The sequence below is a fragment of the Tenacibaculum sp. 190524A05c genome, from assembly GCF_964036595.1.
GTDB classification, from domain to species: domain Bacteria; phylum Bacteroidota; class Bacteroidia; order Flavobacteriales; family Flavobacteriaceae; genus Polaribacter; species Polaribacter platacis.
Genome location: NZ_OZ038523.1, coordinates 1,911,868 through 1,929,817 on the forward strand (window position 1 = coordinate 1,911,868; position 17,950 = coordinate 1,929,817).

The 17,950-nt window shown below is 31.7% G+C and carries 22 protein-coding genes; 12 read left to right on the forward strand and 10 right to left on the reverse strand.

All coding sequences use genetic code 11. The annotated features are described in order from the left end of the window. Window positions 1-55: 55 nt before the first annotated feature. The 4 genes from ABNT61_RS08325 (at window position 56) to rimM (ending at window position 2,663) form a co-directional block, all read left to right on the forward strand. Window positions 56-1,156: a DUF4407 domain-containing protein gene (locus tag ABNT61_RS08325; protein ID WP_348745573.1), complete on the forward strand. Its 1,101-nt coding sequence runs from the start codon at window positions 56-58 to the stop codon at window positions 1,154-1,156. 83 nt (window positions 1,157-1,239) lie between these two features. Beyond that, window positions 1,240-1,431: a cold shock domain-containing protein gene (locus ABNT61_RS08330; RefSeq protein ID WP_348712545.1), complete on the forward strand. Its 192-nt coding sequence runs from the start codon at window positions 1,240-1,242 to the stop codon at window positions 1,429-1,431. Window positions 1,432-1,620: 189 nt separating this feature from the next. Then, entirely contained in the window at window positions 1,621-2,121 is a 501-nt protein-coding gene (locus ABNT61_RS08335) for a 30S ribosomal protein S16 (RefSeq protein WP_348712546.1), read from the forward strand. A 14-nt stretch (window positions 2,122-2,135) separates the two neighbouring features. After that, entirely contained in the window at window positions 2,136-2,663 is a 528-nt protein-coding gene (gene rimM, locus ABNT61_RS08340) for a ribosome maturation factor RimM (protein WP_348745574.1), read from the forward strand. Here rimM and ABNT61_RS08345 read toward each other — a convergent pair. Genes ABNT61_RS08345 through ABNT61_RS08360 form a run of 4 tightly spaced genes read right to left on the reverse strand, consistent with a single transcriptional unit; the run spans window position 2,660 to window position 4,450 of the window. Beyond that, window positions 2,660-3,097, reverse strand: coding sequence for a c-type cytochrome (locus tag ABNT61_RS08345; RefSeq protein WP_348745575.1), 438 nt, complete (start codon window positions 3,095-3,097; stop codon window positions 2,660-2,662). The two genes, rimM and ABNT61_RS08345, sit on opposite strands and share 4 nt — an antisense overlap. Before the next feature lie 20 nt (window positions 3,098-3,117). After that, window positions 3,118-3,540 carry a c-type cytochrome gene (locus ABNT61_RS08350; RefSeq protein ID WP_348745576.1) on the reverse strand — a complete coding sequence of 141 codons (423 nt, stop codon included), beginning with the start codon at window positions 3,538-3,540 and terminating at the stop codon, window positions 3,118-3,120. Between the two features lie 16 nt (window positions 3,541-3,556). Then, complete coding sequence (locus ABNT61_RS08355; RefSeq protein WP_348745577.1) at window positions 3,557-3,943, reverse strand: VOC family protein; 387 nt, start codon at window positions 3,941-3,943, stop codon at window positions 3,557-3,559. Between the two features lie 3 nt (window positions 3,944-3,946). Further along, the gene (locus ABNT61_RS08360) at window positions 3,947-4,450 is read right to left on the reverse strand and encodes a GNAT family N-acetyltransferase (RefSeq protein ID WP_348745578.1); all 504 of its coding nucleotides are present in this window, start codon (window positions 4,448-4,450) and stop codon (window positions 3,947-3,949) included. A 68-nt stretch (window positions 4,451-4,518) separates the two neighbouring features. On the opposite strand from ABNT61_RS08360, the gene ABNT61_RS08365 reads away from it, so the two are divergent. From ABNT61_RS08365 to ABNT61_RS08375, 3 genes are read left to right on the forward strand one after another with little or no spacing between them, the layout of a single operon-like run. Next, window positions 4,519-4,944 (forward strand): DUF4440 domain-containing protein, encoded by a 426-nt coding sequence (locus ABNT61_RS08365; protein ID WP_348742422.1) that lies wholly within the window; start codon window positions 4,519-4,521, stop codon window positions 4,942-4,944. A 43-nt stretch (window positions 4,945-4,987) separates the two neighbouring features. Beyond that, window positions 4,988-5,566 carry a PhnA domain-containing protein gene (locus ABNT61_RS08370; RefSeq protein ID WP_348745579.1) on the forward strand — a complete coding sequence of 193 codons (579 nt, stop codon included), beginning with the start codon at window positions 4,988-4,990 and terminating at the stop codon, window positions 5,564-5,566. Between the two features lie 6 nt (window positions 5,567-5,572). Further along, window positions 5,573-5,848, forward strand: coding sequence for a hypothetical protein (locus ABNT61_RS08375; protein ID WP_348745580.1), 276 nt, complete (start codon window positions 5,573-5,575; stop codon window positions 5,846-5,848). Window positions 5,849-5,955: 107 nt separating this feature from the next. On the opposite strand, the gene ABNT61_RS08380 is transcribed toward ABNT61_RS08375, so the two are convergent. Beyond that, on the reverse strand, window positions 5,956-7,005 hold the full coding sequence (locus ABNT61_RS08380; RefSeq protein ID WP_348712555.1) for a nucleoid-associated protein: 1,050 nt from the start codon (window positions 7,003-7,005) through the stop codon (window positions 5,956-5,958). 59 nt (window positions 7,006-7,064) lie between these two features. On the opposite strand from ABNT61_RS08380, the gene ABNT61_RS08385 reads away from it, so the two are divergent. Continuing rightward, window positions 7,065-7,592 (forward strand): hypothetical protein, encoded by a 528-nt coding sequence (locus ABNT61_RS08385; protein WP_348745581.1) that lies wholly within the window; start codon window positions 7,065-7,067, stop codon window positions 7,590-7,592. A gap of 148 nt (window positions 7,593-7,740) precedes the next feature. On the opposite strand, the gene ABNT61_RS08390 is transcribed toward ABNT61_RS08385, so the two are convergent. Continuing rightward, complete coding sequence (locus ABNT61_RS08390) at window positions 7,741-8,343, reverse strand: ribonuclease HII (RefSeq protein WP_348745582.1); 603 nt, start codon at window positions 8,341-8,343, stop codon at window positions 7,741-7,743. Between the two features lie 70 nt (window positions 8,344-8,413). On the opposite strand from ABNT61_RS08390, the gene ABNT61_RS08395 reads away from it, so the two are divergent. Both ABNT61_RS08395 and ABNT61_RS08400 read left to right on the forward strand, forming a co-directional pair. Continuing rightward, window positions 8,414-10,375: a putative porin gene (locus ABNT61_RS08395; protein ID WP_348745583.1), complete on the forward strand. Its 1,962-nt coding sequence runs from the start codon at window positions 8,414-8,416 to the stop codon at window positions 10,373-10,375. 3 nt (window positions 10,376-10,378) lie between these two features. Then, window positions 10,379-10,618 (forward strand): hypothetical protein, encoded by a 240-nt coding sequence (locus tag ABNT61_RS08400; RefSeq protein ID WP_348742416.1) that lies wholly within the window; start codon window positions 10,379-10,381, stop codon window positions 10,616-10,618. Window positions 10,619-10,629: 11 nt separating this feature from the next. Here the strand turns inward: ABNT61_RS08400 and ABNT61_RS08405 are convergent, their stop codons facing one another. Together ABNT61_RS08405 and nhaC are read right to left on the reverse strand one after the other, a co-directional pair. Further along, window positions 10,630-11,061, reverse strand: coding sequence for a hypothetical protein (locus ABNT61_RS08405; RefSeq protein ID WP_348745584.1), 432 nt, complete (start codon window positions 11,059-11,061; stop codon window positions 10,630-10,632). Window position 11,062: 1 nt separating this feature from the next. Next, window positions 11,063-12,547 (reverse strand): Na+/H+ antiporter NhaC, encoded by a 1,485-nt coding sequence (nhaC, locus tag ABNT61_RS08410; RefSeq protein WP_348745585.1) that lies wholly within the window; start codon window positions 12,545-12,547, stop codon window positions 11,063-11,065. Window positions 12,548-12,628: 81 nt separating this feature from the next. Between nhaC and ABNT61_RS08415 the strand changes: the two genes are divergently transcribed. After that, window positions 12,629-13,657: a metal-dependent hydrolase gene (locus ABNT61_RS08415; protein ID WP_348745586.1), complete on the forward strand. Its 1,029-nt coding sequence runs from the start codon at window positions 12,629-12,631 to the stop codon at window positions 13,655-13,657. 39 nt (window positions 13,658-13,696) lie between these two features. On the opposite strand, the gene ABNT61_RS08420 is transcribed toward ABNT61_RS08415, so the two are convergent. Beyond that, window positions 13,697-14,914 (reverse strand): aminotransferase class I/II-fold pyridoxal phosphate-dependent enzyme, encoded by a 1,218-nt coding sequence (locus tag ABNT61_RS08420; RefSeq protein WP_348745587.1) that lies wholly within the window; start codon window positions 14,912-14,914, stop codon window positions 13,697-13,699. Between the two features lie 156 nt (window positions 14,915-15,070). Between ABNT61_RS08420 and ABNT61_RS08425 the strand changes: the two genes are divergently transcribed. Continuing rightward, complete coding sequence (locus ABNT61_RS08425; protein WP_348723677.1) at window positions 15,071-15,529, forward strand: Lrp/AsnC family transcriptional regulator; 459 nt, start codon at window positions 15,071-15,073, stop codon at window positions 15,527-15,529. 47 nt (window positions 15,530-15,576) lie between these two features. On the opposite strand, the gene ABNT61_RS08430 is transcribed toward ABNT61_RS08425, so the two are convergent. Next, window positions 15,577-17,910, reverse strand: coding sequence for a sodium-translocating pyrophosphatase (locus ABNT61_RS08430; RefSeq protein WP_348745588.1), 2,334 nt, complete (start codon window positions 17,908-17,910; stop codon window positions 15,577-15,579). Window positions 17,911-17,950 lie beyond the last annotated feature (40 nt).

A 17,950-nucleotide genomic window follows, 5' to 3' on the forward strand; every position in this document is an offset into this window, starting at 1 on the left:
CTTTTTTTGTAACATTATTTTTCTCTCATCGTTCTTATTGTATAAGCTTATAACTATGATCAAACAATTTTTCCTCCTTTGCTCGGGTGTTGATCAAGATTTAATTAAAGATTGTTCCAACGGTGAGCAAAATAAATACGCTGGTATTGGTGCCACTGTATTTTTCACTGCACTTATGGCTGCCATTGCAGCGAGTTATGCTCTTTACACAGTATTTGATAATCCTTATACTTCAATTTTCTTTGGGTTCTTATGGGGTTTATTAATCTTTAATCTCGATCGATTTATTGTTTCTACCATAAAGAAAAGAGAAAAAAAAAGCCAAGAACTCATACAGGTTTTGCCAAGACTATTTTTAGCAATGATTATTGCTGTAGTAATTTCTAAACCTTTGGAACTAAAAATATTTGAAAAAGAAATCAATCAAGTGCTACTGACCAAGAAAAATCAAATGACCTTGGAAAACAAAAATCAAATTGCACAACAGTACATTCCTGAGATTGATAAATTACAATCTGAAATAAAAGGTTTAAAAGATGAAATAACCGCCAAAGAAATTGAAACCAATAAACTTTACGAAACTTACATTGCAGAAGCAGAAGGGAGAAAAGGAACGAAACTTATCGGAAAAGGTCCTGTGTATAAAGAAAAAAGACAAAAACATGATGCTGCACTTAAAGAACTCACTGAATTAAAACAATCGAATTCTGAGAAAATTGACACTAAAGAATCAAAAATAGCGACTTTAATAGAACAGCAAAAAAACTCAGAGACAAAAACCCAACCGATTATTTCAAATTTCGACGGTTTAATGGCTCGAATTGACGCTTTGAATCAACTTCCTTGGCTTCCATCATTATTTATATTTTTATTGTTTTTAGCAATTGAAACTGCTCCTATTTTCACCAAACTAATCAGTCATAAAGGTGAATACGATTATAAGTTAGAAAATCATGAATCGAAGGTAAAATCATGGATTCAACAACAAGTTGATCAACGTAACAAAATAGCTGATACTGATATAGATATCAACACTAAAGTGTACGAAGATTTAAAATCAGAAGAAGAGCTATATAACTACAAACAGAAAATAGCAACCGATTTAATGAAGCTTCAAGCTGATACATTTTTCGAAAACCAAAAGAATATATTATAAATTGAAATAAAATTTAAAAAAAGCTTCTTTTCTCAAAAAATTATGCCTTACCTTTAACCATAATATTTTTAATACATTTTATAATGAAAGAAGGAACGGTAAAGTTCTTCAATGAATCTAAAGGTTTTGGATTCATCACAGAAACAGGTTCAGGAACAGAATACTTTGTACACATCTCTGGTTTAGTAGATGAAGTAAAACAAGGTGATACTGTTGAATTCGAGCTAAAAGAAGGTAGAAAAGGATTAAACGCTGTAAGTGTTAGAGTAATTTAATATAGAACAACATTTAATTTTTTGAAAGCATCTGATTTACAGGTGCTTTTCCTTTTAAATAAAGAATCGAAAACTACTCTTATATTAAAAAGATTTAATACATTTGCACACTCAAAATTCCGAGCTAATTCGGATTTTAAAAATTAATAGATTAATAACCAAGGTCGCGTACCTTAAAAATTAACAAGTATGCCTGTAAAAATTCGTTTACAAAGACACGGTAAAAAAGGAAAACCATTTTACTGGGTGGTTGCTGCAGATTCTAGAGCTAAAAGAGACGGTCGTTTCTTAGAGAAAATCGGAACGTACAACCCAAACACTAACCCTGCAACTATTAACTTAGACGTTGATTCTGCTGTAAAGTGGTTAGAAAATGGTGCTCAACCTACTGACACTGCAAGAGCTTTATTATCTTATAAAGGTGCTTTATTAAAGCATCACTTAGCTGGAGGTGTTAGAAAAGGTGCTTTAACAGAAGAGCAAGCTGAAGCTAAGTTTAACGCTTGGTTAGAAGAAAAAGCTGCTAAAGTTGCTGGTAAAGTAGATAGTTTAGCTAAAGCTCAAGAAGATGCTAAAGCTAAAGCTTTAGAAGCTGAAAAAGCTGTTAATGAAGCTCGTATTGCTGCAAAAGCTCCTGTAGTAGATAGCGAAGATGCTGCTACTGAAGAAGGTGGAGATAGCGAAGAGTAAAAAACAAGACGATAATGCAAACTAAAGATTGTTTTTATTTAGGCAAAATCGTCAAAAAACACAGTTTTAAAGGCGAAGTAGTTATCAAATTAGATACTGACGAGCCTCATCTGTACAAAAATTTGGAATCAGTATTTGTCGAACTCGGCAATAATCTGATTCCTTTTTTTATTGAAAAATCTTCATTGAGCAAAAGCACAATGTTCCGTGTAAAATTCGAAGGTGTTGATACAGAAGCTGACGCCGAAGCGATTTTACGTTCTGGTATTTACTTACCTCTTACCCTACTACCAAAACTTTCTGGAAATAAATTCTATTATCATGAAGTAATTGGTTTTACCGTAAAGGATGTAAATTTTGGTGAAGTTGGAACTATTTCGAGTATTAATGACTCTGCTGCTCAACCATTATTTGAAATAGATAGAGATGGAATTGAATTATTTATTCCAATGATTGATGATTTCATTAAAAAAGTAGATAGGGAACATAAAACTATCGAAGTAGAAACTCCAGAAGGATTGATTGATTTATACATCAATTAATAACCATCAACATAATTTAAAATATCCTTAACATCACTTTCTGAAAGGTTAGGATTATAATGCTCTGATGTATTTGAATTCCATTCAGCATTCAAAGCGATTACATCAATATCCTTCTGATTTATTAGAATCTGCTCATCCTTAATGTATTGAATTAGCCATTTCATTTCTCTTCTTTCTTTTATATTAGTAAGTATTGAATGTCGAGAATGTACTCTATGGCAACTTGAACAGCTGTTATTTAAAAATAATTCCTTACCTCTTTTTACCGACAAAGCTAACGTCGGATCAATCTGTTTAACTTTTTCATTATCTAGAGTATGTTTTGTTTGATCATAATCAGTTGTTGTTTGAATACTTACCATCCAGAAAATCATAAATAACAGAATAATAGCTACAATACTTCCGAAAATTACATTTGCAGAGATTTTCATTTTAATCTTTATTGTTAATGCTAATTAAAACTAGCCAAATAATTCAAAATATCAGTTAATTCTTGATCATTCAAATGCTTCTTATCGTGTTTTCCATTAGACCAATTGTACATTTCTTTTAAAACCAATACTATCGAATCTTTACTCTTAAGTAAGGAAGCTTCATCTCTGATAAATTGGAATAACCATTCTCGTGATACTTTACCAGTTACTAAAGGTCTAAATCCATCTAGCTTATCCGGTTTATGACAGCTATAACAACCTTCTTTGTTAAATAAATCTCTTCCCCTTTTAACTGACAGTTCCATATTTCTCGCTTCCACAACTTTATCAGTGACATCTGGATATTCATATTTCGTTTGAATGCTTACCATCCAGAAAATCATGAATAATAAAATTACAGAGATAATACTTACAAATATGGTATTCGCAGATATTTTCATAACACTATTCTAATTTTTAAATTTCATATAGCTCAATTGGTAAATTATCCGGATCATTAAAAAAGAAAAATTGTTTTCCCGTAAATTCATCAATTCTAATTTCTTGGCAAATTACATTATTAGATTCTAAATAATCTTTCCATGCTTTTAAATCTCTAACTCCGAAAGCAATATGACGTAAACCTGTTGCCTCAGGAAAAGAAGCTCTTTTTGGTGGATTTGGAAAAGAAAATAATTCTATCAAATACGTTCCATTTAAAGACAAATCCAACTTATAGGATGCTCTTTCTTTTCGATAAACTTCTTGTTCTACTTTAAATCCTAAAATCTGCGTATAGAACCACTTTGAAACATCATAATCAGAACAAATAATTGCGATATGATGAATAGTATCAATTTTCATTTATTAAAATTTGAATTCATAAACACAATCTTTTTCCCCTTCGAATACACTTTGCTTTCCTATATAGGCAAAACCTAGATTCTCCAATAATCGCTTAGATCTTTCATTTTCCGGCAATGTAAAAGCATAAACTTTCTCTTGTTCGAATGTATCCTTAATATACTCCATCATCAACACTGTAGCTTCACTTGCATAGCCTTTACCTCTTCCTTTGGGTAATAAAGCATAACCAACATCAATAAAATCTAGTTTATCTCTTTGCAATGCTGAAGTCATACCAATGGGCTCATTTGTTTCTTTAGAAATAACCGTAAAAAAACCCAAACCATTTAATAATGCGTTTTTAGGTAATGTATTTTCTAGATATGTTTTTGTTTGTTCTACCGATCTTAATCCTTTATCATTTATATAGGTAATCCAATCCGGATCATTAAATAATTCGAAATAAAATGAAGCTTCTTCAACGGCAGCGTCTTTAATAATTAGTCGGTCACTTTCAAGTCTCATTTGGCTATTTTTTTATCAATAATACGATTTTTAAAAAAGGTTATATCTTTCAGAACAAATATTTTAACATGAAAAAACTAATATTATCCCTACTCGTAGTTATCTGTTCATGCGCATCCTCTAACGAAGAACAAGATAAAAAAGAAATCCTAGCATTAATGAAACACCAGGAATCCGACTGGTCTAGACATGATTTAGATTGTTTTATGTTAGGATATTGGAAATCAGACTCATTAAAGTTCCAAGGCAAAAAAGGTATTACTTATGGATGGAAACAAACTTTAGAAAAGTATAAAAAGAGTTATCCTTATGCAGAAGATACTGGAAAGTTAAAATTTAAAATTAGATCAATCTCGAGAATTGAAAGTAATAGTTATTATGTAATGGGCGAATATCATTTGACTCGTGAAGTTGGTAATGCCGATGGAATTTTTATGATTATTTTCAAAAAGATTAAAGGTGAGTGGAAAATTATTGCAGATACTTCGTGCTAATTTTTCAATTTAAAGATTACTTTCGCAAGCACAAATACAAGCAATGAGTTTATTACAAGAATTACAAGATAGAAGTGGAAATCAATGTGAGTTATGTGCTTCAACACAAAATTTAAGTATTTATGAAGTTCCTCCTATTTCTACTGGCGGTGTTGACGGAAGTATTTTAGCTTGCGAACACTGTATCGAACAAATTAATAATCCAGAAACTGTAGATTCGAATCATTGGAGATGTTTGAATGATAGTATGTGGAGTGAATTTTCTGCGGTAAAAGTTGTTGCTTGGCGAATGCTTCATCGATTAAAAAAAGATGGATGGTCTCAAGATCTTTTAGATATGATGTATTTAGAACCAGAAGAATTATCATTTGCTCAAGCCACAGGAGATCATCTAGATGAAAGTGAAAAAATAATTCATAGAGATAGCAACGGAGCTATATTACAAGCCGGTGACAATGTAGTATTGATAAAAGATTTAAAAGTAAAAGGATCAAGTATGGTTTGTAAACAAGGAACAGCTGTAAGAAGAATTTCTTTGGATCCAGAAAATGCTGAATACATAGAAGGAAAAGTAGATGGACAAAATATTGTTATTGTAACTAAATATGTAAAAAAACTGTAATAACAGATGTCAATAACTCATAAAGAAAAACATTTACAGGCAACAATATTCAAAATTGAAAATGTAAAAAGAGAGCAAAATTTTCTTTTGAGACATCTTTGGAAAGTTATCGGTTTAGGCATACTCTTTTCGTTCTGGGCACCAACAAGAAGATCAAAAAGAGAGTTTTTACAACATGGAGAATCAATGTTAGATTTAGGAGAATATTCTTATACCAATTTAGTTTTAATATGCGCTGGTGTTTATACTTCTCTTTGTTTTTATTTATCATCTAGTTTCTAAATATCAGGATCAACGAAAATTAAAAAACCTGGAAGAGTTAAAACGCAACTTAGAAAGGGAAATCAAAGAATACAACCAATAAAAAAGCAGCTTTTCAGCTGCTTTTTTTATTTCTCTGCGTTATAATATACTTTGTAATATTTCATCTTCTTGTCCTCATCATATCCTCTTTCTAAATAGTCTGAAGCTGCGTCTGGAGCATCAATATCAATCTTTATCTGAATATTCGTATCTAACTTAATTTCTGTTTTCAACTTCCCTTTCTCCTTCTTTAAAACAATATCTGAAACCTCGAAGTTATTTCTCACCAATACATCATTCAATTTTTCGAAGTGCTTCTTATAGTCTTCAAACATATCTTTATGCTTGTCATCTTCAAAAACCTCATCCTTGAAAGCATGATAATCTACACTTTCATGTTCTTTAAAATAATCAACAGTATTAGCTAAAAAGTTTCCTTGTTCGTGTTTTCCGTATTCTGGTTTAATAATTTCCTCAGAAAAATCTCTACATAATTCTAAATAATGCTGAGTATGTAAGTTTCGATCATCAGCAAACTTTACATTTAAGAAGTTCTTAATCCAATATTGCGCATCATAATTGTTATTATCAACCGATAACACAACTGTTCCTTCTGTATCAGATGAATTTAAAATCAAACATCCCTTATCTAGTCTTTTTGTTGAAATTCCTTTTTGAACCACAACATCAAAACTATCTTCATCCAAGTAAGTTTGAAAGAAGTCTACTTTACTCTCAATTTTAAAAATTCCAACCGCTTCAGTTAACACATCTTTGTACTCAATTCCTTCAAAAAGAACTACTAAAACATCACCTGTTTTTATTTGAGCTGAGTTTGATTGTTCATACAAATGATTAACAACATTCTTTGAATTTTCAATAAACGTTTCTTCATCATCAAAAATTTGAGAAGCATAATTATTGATCTCGTTTAAACGAACATCAGCATGATGATTAAAACGATAACTCTGTGTAACTCCACCAAAAGGCTTTAGTAAAAAAGGAAGCAATAAATCGTAACTTTCTTCATCAAAACGAACTAAGCTTTCAGAAAATGCATTCTGTCCGCTATTGTATTTGTTTGCTACTTTGTGAATTATACATTTTGTTATTTCTACACGAGTTCTTTTAATCATCTTTCTAAAAATTAGGCAACAAAAATACGTATTTTAGTATCGTAAAAAACAGTTGATTTATGAAATTATTAGGTATTGGATCTAGAATTAATCATCCTGAATATGGATTTGGTGTAGTAACAAATGTAGATAACAAACATTATTGGGTTACGTTTCAAGAAAATGGTTTAGAAACTATTACTCTCGAGGACGAATTTGAAACTATCGAAGCTGTAGAGGATGAAGTAGATACTATCAGTTTTTATGAAGTTGAATCTTCATTACGTAAAATTTTAAAGCAATGGAGCGATGTCTCTGAAATCGTTCCTATTTCAGATAAATTTAAAGGAGGTAAATTGATTATAGAACCTGCTGATACTAATTTAGCTTCAAAAGAAATTCCGATTGACACATTTTTCCATAAAATTGTTATGGTTAGAGATCGAATTAGAGTCATGGAGCAAAAAATAAACTCTAGTAAAACTCTAGACGATCAGGATAAAATAGACCTACAACAATACATTACAAGGATTTACGGTAGCTTAACTACTTTCAATGTTTTGTTCAAGTTAAAATCCGATCATTTTGTTGGAGTGAAGTCTAAATAAAAAAAATGCGGCAACTAATAACCAGTAAATTATTATGCTTGCCGCACATATTTATAATAGGGATTATTATAAAAAGGTTCTCCGTCCGAGCGGCAAATGTAACTAATCCGTTAAATATCAAATGTTAAAACACTGATTTTAACATAATTTAACTAAAATCTAGTGTTAATTGATCTGGTAAAAGTTTAAAAGATTTCCTGTGATATTTAGTTGCTCCATGGGATTTAATCCCTGCTCTATGTTCTTTCGTTGGGTATCCTTTGTTTTTCTTCCAATTGTAAACGGGAAATTCTTCATGAATTTTCGCCATAAACTCATCTCTGTAGGTTTTTGCTAAAATTGATGCTGCTGCAATACTCATAAACTTTGCATCTCCTTTCACGATAGTTTCAAAAGGAGTTTCTCCGTAAGGTTTAAATTTATTACCATCTACGATTATAAATTCTGGTTGAACGTTTAACTGAGCAATTGAACGATGCATTCCCTCTAGTGAAGCTTGAAGTACATTTAGTTCATCAACTTCTTCATTATGTATAAAAGACACTCCATAAGACAGAGCGTTTTCTTCAATGTACGTTCGAAGTTCATTTCTTTTCTTTTCTGATAATTGCTTAGAATCATTCAAAAAAGGATGTTTAAAATCTTCAGGTAAAATTACTGCCGCAGCTACAACAGGGCCCGATAAACAGCCTCTCCCCGCTTCATCTGTTCCTGCCTCTAAAGTAAATCCACTATAATTTAATTTTAGCATAACACAAATTAACAGTTTTCGAAGATAACATTCACAAATATTTTCGTTTTATTATTTTACATTTGCCTTTATGAAACAATTGTTCATACTTGTATTTTTTTTAGGATGTTTAGGAACTTTCGCTCAATTTAGAACTGTAAATGGAGGATTTGGAGGTTCTGGAGTAAATAGAGTTAATGATTCTATTTCTAGTGATGAAATTAGCGTAAAATTAAGTGGAAAGACAAAGTATACGGATTACAAAGTCATCAATCTAAAAAAACGAGATACAATTTATATTGATACTACTTTAAATATTCAAAAAGAATACACTCATAACTTTAGAAGAAAAGATAATTTTGAATTATTGTCTTTTCACAACCAAGGACAAACCTTTAACTCATTAGGATATAACTTTAGAAATATTTCTGAATTTCCAGATATCGGTTTTAATGCGAAACAGTTTAATTATTTAAACATTGATGATATCGATTATTATCGTGTTCCGACACCAACTACTGAAATAATGTACAAAACTGGTCAAGAACAAGGTCAAGTGCTGGATGCTTTATTTACTTTCAATTTATCAAAGCGATTAAACCTGAGTTTTGCCTACAGAGGTTTAAGATCATTAGGACAATATCGCCGTTCATTATCAAGTACAGGGAATTTTAGAGCAACTATGACATATAGTACTCCTAAGGATCAATACAATGTTCGAACACATTTAACCACTCAAGATTTTACTAATGAAGAAAATGGTGGACTAACAACTGAATCTTTAAATAATTTTCTATCTAATGACCCTAACTTTACTGACAGAGGAAGATTAGATGTGAACTTAACAGATTCGGAAAGCTTATTCGATGGAACTCGTTTTTATTTAGATCATAATTTTAAACTTTTTAATAGTAAAGACACGACAAATACAAAGAACTTTACCAATTTAAAAGTTGGACATAAACTTCATTATGAGAAAAAGTTCTTCACTTTTGAACAGGGAAATGTTACTACCACAGCATTTGGAGAAGCCAGTAAAACTTCAGGTGAAGTAAGAGAATCATCAGATTATAGATTAATTAATAATCAAGGATACTTAGAATTCAATTCTAAATATGTTTTAGGTAGATTTAGAGTAAAAGCAAATTACACTACCGTAAATTATGGCTATGATACTATTTACAATAGTAACATATTAATAAATAAAAAACGTTTAACTGGTGACGCCATTGCTTTAGGTGCAGACTGGAACGGAAGAGTCGGAAATTTTAAAGTTAATGCAAATGCTCTTGTAACTCCGGGTAGCGGATATTTAGCAGGAAATCACTTTAGTGGTGAAGCTATTTATGAAAAAGATAGTGTATTTAAAGTAAAAGGAACAGTATTACTTACATCAAAAGCTCCTAGTTTTAATACTCAATTTTTCCAAAGTGTTTATAACAAGTATAACTGGGAAAATAATTTCACAAATATCGACACAAGAAATCTCGGATTTTCTTTTAAATCGAAATGGGGAAATGCGAGTGTTGATTTTACGAACATTGAAGATTACGTATACTTTGATACAGACAGTTTACCAAAGCAATTTAATGGCTCTATAACTTACTTAAAAGTGAAAGCAAATAAAGAGTTTAAGTTTTTCAAGAAGTTTGCGTTAAACAACACTATAATGTATCAAAATGTATCTAGTGGTAGCGAAGTATTCCGAGTTCCTGAATTTGTAACTAGAAATACATTATACTACACAGATCATTGGTTTAAAGGCAATCCTTTAGAAGTACAAATTGGAGCTACGTTTAAATATTTCATGAAGTTTAGAGCAAATGCTCATAATCCATTATTAGGTGAATTTATTCTACAAAATGATACCGAAATAGGATTCCCAGCGGTAGATGTATTTTTTAATGCGAAAGTGAGAAGAACTCGAATCTTCTTTAAAATTGATAATATAAGTTCCAACTTTTTACAAGACAAAAACTATTTTTCTGCACCTAGTCATCCATACAGAGATATGTCAATTCGTTTTGGTTTAGTGTGGAACTGGTTCATCTAACTCATGAAAGAATCCATAAAAAAATCATGGCTTTTATTCTTAATTGCTAGTCTTTCTTTAGGATTAGCTCCTTTTAAAGAACCTCATATTTTAGGAAAATTGAAATGGATAGCCGGCGGTAATGCTTTTAGCGGTAATGAAGCAATGAAGCTCATGGATTGGTTTGACACCTTTTTACACGGAATGCCGTGGATATTATTGCTAACATCCATCACATTAAACATCTTTTCTAAAAGTAAATAATTCAGATACTTTTAATACTCAATAAGTGTCCCAAAAAAAGACTTAGGTAAAATCCAAGTATACAATACTCTTACAATCAATTTCCAGTCATTTTTATAAGCGGGCTTCCATTGCAAATTTTTAGGATAAACAATACAGTCTACTTTTCCATAATGATCTTCATATGAAAACTTGTCAAAATACAAGTCACCAGTTAATCGGGTTCCACAGAGATTTTCTATTAAATCAATATTGGAAGTATGAAATAATGGTAATACATACTTTTGATACTCTTTATCGATAAAAAGGAGATAGGCCTCTTCATCATCAATCACTAATCTAGGGGATAAAATAATATACCTAATTTCTGAAATTGATAATTTAAAAGGCTTACAATATAAATACAGTCCTATTTCTTTACTAGTTCCAGTATATTCAATTATACCTTCCCTAATAGAAATCATACTAAGATTTAGCAAGCTGTCTAATTTTAATCCTGAAAGCAGCGAAGATTAACGTCATAAATGGACTTAACCAGTTAAACATAGCGTAAAAAGCGTAATCTACAACTGGTACACCTAAAACACCTGAATGATAAGCTCCACAAGTATTCCAAGGAATTAACACAGATGTAACTGTTCCTGAATCTTCTAAAGTTCTACTTAAATTTTCTGGAGCTAACCCTTTGTCTTTAAAAGCTTGTGCATACATTTTTCCTGGAACAACTAATGCTAAGTATTGATCTGATGCAGTTACGTTTAATCCAATACATGTACATACTGTACTTGCGAATAATCCAAATATACTATCGAATAAATTCAACATAAAACTACTAATCTTTGCTAAAGCTCCAATGGCGTCCATAATACCTCCAAAAACCATTGCACATAAAATTAACCATATTGTGCCAAGCATTTTCTTCATTCCTCCAGCAGTAAATAAATCTTTTAGAACTTCATTATCGGTTGCAACAGAAGTATCAACTGTAATTGCTGTCATTACTCCTTTATAAGCTGAATTAAAATCTAATTTTTCTACCCCCGCTACTTGAGCAACTACCTGAGGTTGAAAAATAAGCGCAAAAATCCCTCCTAAAATAGTACCTACTAATAAAGCGATTAATGGTGGTGTTTTTTTAATAATTAAAACAACAACAACAATCGGAACTATAAATAGTAAAGGTGTAATATTAAAAGCCTTATCAATATCAGCAATCATTTGTCCAGTATTCGCTTCTCCAGAAGCTGACTGTGCAAATCCTAATATCAAAAAGAAAATAAAAGTTACAATAAAAGTTGGTACTGTCGTATACGCCATATATTTAATATGAGTAAATAAATCAGTACCTGCCATTGCAGGTGCTAAATTTGTAGTATCTGACATTGGAGACATTTTATCTCCAAAATATGCTCCAGAAAGTACAGCTCCCGCAGTCATTCCTAATGAAATATCTAAAGCTCCACCGATTCCAATTAATGCGATACCTACAGTTGCGGCAGTTGTCCATGAACTACCTGTAGCAACAGAAATTACAGCACAAATAATTAAACATGCTACCAAGAAAATTGTAGGATTTAAAACTTGTAATCCATAGTAAATCATAGAAGGAATAATCCCACTAATCAACCAAGTCCCTGCCAAGGCTCCAACCATTAATAAAATCAAAATTGCACTCGCTGTGGATTTCACATTCTCTGCGACCTCATCCATCATGAGTTGAAAACTTACTTTATTTTTGAAACCAACAATCGCTGCAACAACACCACCTATCAATAAAATGAATTGATTACTTCCACTTAAAGCATCATCTCCAAAAACATAAACGTTGTAAGCTAACATTCCAATTAATGCAAAAACTGGTATAATAGCTTCCCAAATTGATAGATTTTTATTCTGCTGTATTTTTTGATCTTGAATTTTTATTTCAGAACCCTTGTTAGTTTCTCCCATTGGTTGATTATTTTGGTTTGTAATGTTACGATTTTGTTAAGACTTACGCAAGTGAAAACCGTTTGCTACTTTTGTATACATATGGATTCATTAACGCAAATAGTTTTAGGAGCTGCCTGTGGTGAAATTGCTCTAGGAAAGAAGATTGGAAATAAAGCTTTATTGTTTGGTGCGATAGGAGGAACAATTCCCGATTTAGATGTATTTATTGGAAATCTTTTTTACTCTAATACTATCGATCAGTTGATATTTCATAGAGGCTTTATGCATTCCATTCCGTTCGCAATACTTGCTGCATTTGGTTTTGGTTATCTGATACATTGGTTATATAATACCGGTAAAAGAAAAGACACAACAACTCGAAAAGATTGGGTTTGGTTATTCTTACTTTCTATTTTAACTCATCCTATTCTTGATTGTTTTACACCTTATGGAACACAACTATTTTTACCTTTTTCAGATTATAGAGTTGCATTTAATAATATCGCTGTAGCCGATCCATTATACACTTTACCTTTTTTAATCAGTTTGATTGTTCTTATGTTTTATAAAAGAGGGAGTGTAAAACGAAATTGGTGGCTTAAAGCTGGAATTTACGTTAGCTCTGCATACATGATATTAACTATTATGAATAAATTCTATATCGACAGTGTTTTTAAAAAATCATTTAAACAGGCTGGAATTGAATATTCAAGATTTACCGTACAACCATCTCTCTTAAATAATATTTTATGGTATGGTGTTGCTGAAACAGATTCAGACTATAAAGTGGGTTACTATTCAATTTTAGATAAGAATTCCGTTGCTACAGATTTTATTTCTGTTCCTAAGAATCAGGATTTATTGGATATGAACGATATTGATTTGAAAAAACTAACCTGGTTCAGTAATCAATATTACAACTTAACTTCATTACCTGACGGAGAGTTTCGTTACAACGATTTACGATATCCATTAATTCAGAATGATGCTAATAGTAGTTCTGTTTTTGGTTTTCGTTTGTATAAGAATGGAAATCGTTGGGAATATAAAAATGATGCTGAACGTTTTAAAAACACTTCTCCTTCAGAATTATTTAGTTCTATTTGGGAAAGAATGAAAGGAAAATAAAAAGCCTCAATTCAACATTGAGACTTTTATTTTGTATTATTAAACGAAGCTTTCTTCTTTTAAAACTCCTACTTGCTGCATACAAGATTTCATCATTTCATATGTTCGTTCAATATCATTATCTAATCCTATTGAAAAACGAATAAGTCCATCTGTCAATCCCATATCAGCTTGTTCTTCTTCTGGTATTTCTGATGAAGTTGACGAACCTGGGGCAGAGAATAATGTTTTGTAAAATCCTAAACTAACTGCTAAATACCCTAAGTTTTTATTCTGCATAAGCTCCATAAGCTCATTCGCTTTATCTAATGAACCAACATCTATAGTCAACATTCCTCCATAACCGTATTCTTCATTTATCATAGATGAAAATAACTCATGAGAAGGATGTGATGCTAAACCTGGATAAACCGTTTTCAATCCATCTGCTTCAAATTTTTGAGCCAAATACATCGCATTTTTACTGTGCTGCTTCATACGAATATGTAAAGTTCTCATATTCTTTAAAATTGAAGACGCTCTTAAACTATCCATAGTAGAACCTAATAACATACAAGCTCCATCGTTTACGTTTCTTAAATCGTCTATAAATTGCTGTGTGCCGCAAACTACTCCACCAACAGTATCTGATGATCCATTGATAAACTTAGTTAAACTATGCACAACAACATCTGCTCCTAATTGAGCTGGTGCAATAGACAACGGCGAAAACGTGTTATCAACAACTAATTTCAAATTGTATTTTTTCGCTAGTGCTGCTAATCCACGAATATCTGCAACTTCTAATAATGGGTTACTCACAGACTCACAATACAATACTTTAGTGTTTTCTGTAATGGCATTTTCTACAACATCCAATTTAGTAATGTCAACAAAAGTTGTATTGATATTTAATTTTGGAGTAAAATTCTTCAAAAAAGCATAGGTTCCTCCATAAATTGTTCTACTTGAAACGATATGATCACCAGCTCCACATAATTGCATTAACACTGGAGTGATTGCTCCCATTCCCGATCCTGCCACATTTGCAGTTTCTGTACCTTCCATTTCTGCCAATGCTTCACCTAAGTATAAATTTGAAGGAGAAGTATGACGAGAATATAAATAACATCCATCAGCGTTTCCTTCAAAGGTATCGAACATTGTTTTTGCAGAAAGAAAAGTATATGTTGAAGAATCTGATATAGATGGATTTACACCTCCAAACTCTCCAAAGTATTGTAAATCTTGAATTTTATTAGCTGGTTTAAATTTCATGAGTATAGGTTTTTGTTTTCTCAAAGCAACGTAAAAACCTAATTAAATTCAATATATTTAAATAAATACAGTTTTTTATTCACAAAAAACAAACTAAACCAGTTTAATATTCATTTTCAATTAAAATAAACCTAACTTTATAGAAATATTTTCAATATGAAACTTGACAACATTGACAAAAAACTTATAAATCTACTTCAGGAAGATAGTAAACGTACTAATAAACAACTGTCGTTATTACTAAATTTATCTGTTACTGCAGTTTTTGAACGAATCAAAAAATTAGAACGCGCAGAAATAATTACTCGATATATAGCTCAAGTAAATCCTAAAAAAGTAGATAAGTCTTTTATTGTGTTTTGCCAAGTAAAACTAATTCAACATTCAAGAGAATATTTATCTGTTTTTGAAAGTGAAATTTTAAAACTAGATGAAGTCTCAGAATGTTTTCATATTAGTGGAGACTATGATTATGTCTTAAAAATCTATGTAAAGGACATGGAAGAATATAGAGAGTTCATGGTAAATAAACTTACCACAATTAAACATATTGGTAGTACACAAAGTTCATTTATGATTGGTGAAGTTAAAAACTCAGCTAAAATCAACGTATAAAAAAAGCCATTGCTTTCACAATGGCTCTATATATTCAAAAGAAAGTACTATTCATGTTTTTGAATTTCCTTCTTTACTTCTTCATCAGTTCCTGTAACTTCTTTAACTTCAGTTTTTGTTTCTCCGTTTTCAGTAGTTTTAACAGTGATTTTTGCCTTTACTTGATCTCCACCAGCTTCTTTCATTTCAACTCTAATCTCTTTAGCAGTTTTTTCAGCATGAGTGTTTGCTGAATGTCCTCCTAAAATTGGAGCAATTACTAAACCTACTAAACAAGTTAACTTAATTAAGATATTCATTGATGGTCCAGAAGTATCTTTAAATGGATCTCCAACTGTATCTCCAGTAACTGCAGCCTTATGAGCATCAGAACCTTTAAATGTCATCTCTCCATTAATTTCAACTCCTGCTTCAAATGATTTTTTAGCATTATCCCAAGCTCCTCCAGCGTTATTCTGGAAAATAGCCCACATTACACCACTAACACAAACACCAGCCATGTATCCTCCTAAAGGTTCAGCACCAAATAAAAGACCAATAATAATTGGAGTAATTATGGTAATTAAACCTGGTAAAATCATTTCTTTTAATGCTGCTTTTGTAGAAATATCAACACACTTTGCATAATCTGGAGTTCCAGTTCCTTCCATAATACCAGGAATTTCTTTGAACTGACGACGAACTTCTTGTACCATTTCCATTGCCGCTTTACCTACAGACTCCATCGCTAATGCTGAGAAAATTACTGGAATCATACCTCCGACAAATAACATTGCTAAAACATCTGCCTTAAAAATATTAATACCGTCAATTCCCGTGAATGTAACATATGCAGCAAATAAAGCTAAAGCCGTTAAAGCAGCTGAAGCAATTGCAAATCCTTTTCCTACAGCCGCAGTAGTATTTCCTACAGAATCTAAAATATCTGTTCTTTCACGAACGTGGTCTTCTAATTCACTCATTTCCGCAACTCCACCAGCATTATCTGCAATCGGTCCGAATGCGTCAATTGCTAATTGCATTGCTGTTGTCGCCATCATTGCAGAAGCTGCTAATGCTACACCATAAAATCCAGCAAGTGCATAAGATCCATAAATTGCCGCTGCGAATAAAATAACAGATAAAAATGTTGATTTCATTCCCACAGCTAATCCCGCAATAATATTTGTTGCTGCTCCAGTTGAACTATTTTTTACGATATCTAAAACTGGCTTTTTACCAAGACTAGTATAGTAAGCCGTTACTGTTGAAATTAATGCTCCAACTGCTAAACCTATCATACATGCATAAAACACATGGCGAGAAGGAACTTCTTGTAATCCTTCACCGAAATAATTCATTTGTAAAGTTTCAGGTAACATCCAACGAATTAAAAACCAACTCGCTACTAATGTAATTACAATTGATGCCCAGTTTCCTAGGTCTAAAGCTTTCTGAACCTCTGGTTCTTTAGCTGAATTATCTTTAATATTAACTAAGAATGTTCCTATAATAGAAGCTACAATTCCAACACCAGCAATTACTAATGGCAATAAAATAGGTCCCATTCCATTGAAAGCATCAGTAAACTGAGCTGTAGTAGACATGTCTCTAATCAAATAGTTTCCTAAAACCATTGCAGCTAGTACAGTAGCAACATAACTACCAAATAAATCAGCTCCCATTCCTGCAACATCTCCTACATTATCACCCACATTATCAGCAATAGTTGCTGGGTTTCTTGGATCATCTTCAGGAATTCCTGCTTCAACTTTCCCAACTAAATCTGCACCAACGTCAGCAGCTTTAGTATAAATACCTCCACCAACTCTTGCAAATAAAGCAATACTCTCAGCTCCTAATGAGAAACCTGCTAAAGCTTCTAAGGCAATAGTCATTTCCTCATAAAAGTTTCCTTCACCTGTAACAAACATTGAAACGAATAATAAAAAGAAAAGACTTAATCCTAATACTGCTAAACCAGCAACACCTAATCCCATAACAGTTCCTCCACCAAAAGAAACTTGTAAAGCTTTTGGTAAACTTGTTTTTGCTGCTTCTGTAGTTCTTGCATTAGCATCCGTAGCTATTCTCATTCCAATATTACCTGCTAGTGCAGAAAAAATCGCACCGATTATAAAAGCAATAACTATAATCCAGTGTGTAGTATCAACATATTGAGATATAAGGAATAGTGCAATTGAGGCGATAATTGAAAATATTAAAAGAAGTCTGTACTCCGCATTTAAAAATGCTAATGCTCCTTCTTTAATACTTTTAGAAATTGACTGCATTTTTTCATCTCCAGCATCTTGTTTCTTTACCCAAGACATTTTGATGAACATAAAAACAAGCCCTAAAACAGCCAATATAATTGGCACATACACTATGTTTGATTCCATAATTTTTAATTAATTGATTAGTTTATTGCCCTAAATATAA

What these genes read in the sequence shown, in the direction of transcription:
- ABNT61_RS08365 (WP_348742422.1), top strand. Translation starts at nt 4,519, where the DNA reads ATGAAAAAACTAATATTATCCCTACTCGTAGTTATCTGTTCATGCGCA.
- ABNT61_RS08425 (WP_348723677.1), top strand. Translation starts at nt 15,071, where the DNA reads ATGAAACTTGACAACATTGACAAAAAACTTATAAATCTACTTCAGGAA.
- ABNT61_RS08360 (WP_348745578.1), bottom strand. Translation starts at nt 4,450, where the DNA reads ATGAGACTTGAAAGTGACCGACTAATTATTAAAGACGCTGCCGTTGAA.
- ABNT61_RS08335 (WP_348712546.1), top strand. Translation starts at nt 1,621, where the DNA reads ATGCCTGTAAAAATTCGTTTACAAAGACACGGTAAAAAAGGAAAACCA.
- ABNT61_RS08330 (WP_348712545.1), top strand. Translation starts at nt 1,240, where the DNA reads ATGAAAGAAGGAACGGTAAAGTTCTTCAATGAATCTAAAGGTTTTGGA.
- ABNT61_RS08375 (WP_348745580.1), top strand. Translation starts at nt 5,573, where the DNA reads ATGTCAATAACTCATAAAGAAAAACATTTACAGGCAACAATATTCAAA.
- ABNT61_RS08325 (WP_348745573.1), top strand. Translation starts at nt 56, where the DNA reads ATGATCAAACAATTTTTCCTCCTTTGCTCGGGTGTTGATCAAGATTTA.
- ABNT61_RS08390 (WP_348745582.1), bottom strand. Translation starts at nt 8,343, where the DNA reads ATGCTAAAATTAAATTATAGTGGATTTACTTTAGAGGCAGGAACAGAT.
- ABNT61_RS08415 (WP_348745586.1), top strand. Translation starts at nt 12,629, where the DNA reads ATGGATTCATTAACGCAAATAGTTTTAGGAGCTGCCTGTGGTGAAATT.
- rimM (WP_348745574.1), top strand. Translation starts at nt 2,136, where the DNA reads ATGCAAACTAAAGATTGTTTTTATTTAGGCAAAATCGTCAAAAAACAC.
- ABNT61_RS08405 (WP_348745584.1), bottom strand. Translation starts at nt 11,061, where the DNA reads ATGATTTCTATTAGGGAAGGTATAATTGAATATACTGGAACTAGTAAA.
- ABNT61_RS08430 (WP_348745588.1), bottom strand. Translation starts at nt 17,910, where the DNA reads ATGGAATCAAACATAGTGTATGTGCCAATTATATTGGCTGTTTTAGGG.
- ABNT61_RS08400 (WP_348742416.1), top strand. Translation starts at nt 10,379, where the DNA reads ATGAAAGAATCCATAAAAAAATCATGGCTTTTATTCTTAATTGCTAGT.
- ABNT61_RS08380 (WP_348712555.1), bottom strand. Translation starts at nt 7,005, where the DNA reads ATGATTAAAAGAACTCGTGTAGAAATAACAAAATGTATAATTCACAAA.
- ABNT61_RS08395 (WP_348745583.1), top strand. Translation starts at nt 8,414, where the DNA reads ATGAAACAATTGTTCATACTTGTATTTTTTTTAGGATGTTTAGGAACT.
- ABNT61_RS08420 (WP_348745587.1), bottom strand. Translation starts at nt 14,914, where the DNA reads ATGAAATTTAAACCAGCTAATAAAATTCAAGATTTACAATACTTTGGA.
- ABNT61_RS08370 (WP_348745579.1), top strand. Translation starts at nt 4,988, where the DNA reads ATGAGTTTATTACAAGAATTACAAGATAGAAGTGGAAATCAATGTGAG.
- ABNT61_RS08350 (WP_348745576.1), bottom strand. Translation starts at nt 3,540, where the DNA reads ATGAAAATATCTGCGAATACCATATTTGTAAGTATTATCTCTGTAATT.
- ABNT61_RS08385 (WP_348745581.1), top strand. Translation starts at nt 7,065, where the DNA reads ATGAAATTATTAGGTATTGGATCTAGAATTAATCATCCTGAATATGGA.
- ABNT61_RS08345 (WP_348745575.1), bottom strand. Translation starts at nt 3,097, where the DNA reads ATGAAAATCTCTGCAAATGTAATTTTCGGAAGTATTGTAGCTATTATT.
- nhaC (WP_348745585.1), bottom strand. Translation starts at nt 12,547, where the DNA reads ATGGGAGAAACTAACAAGGGTTCTGAAATAAAAATTCAAGATCAAAAA.
- ABNT61_RS08355 (WP_348745577.1), bottom strand. Translation starts at nt 3,943, where the DNA reads ATGAAAATTGATACTATTCATCATATCGCAATTATTTGTTCTGATTAT.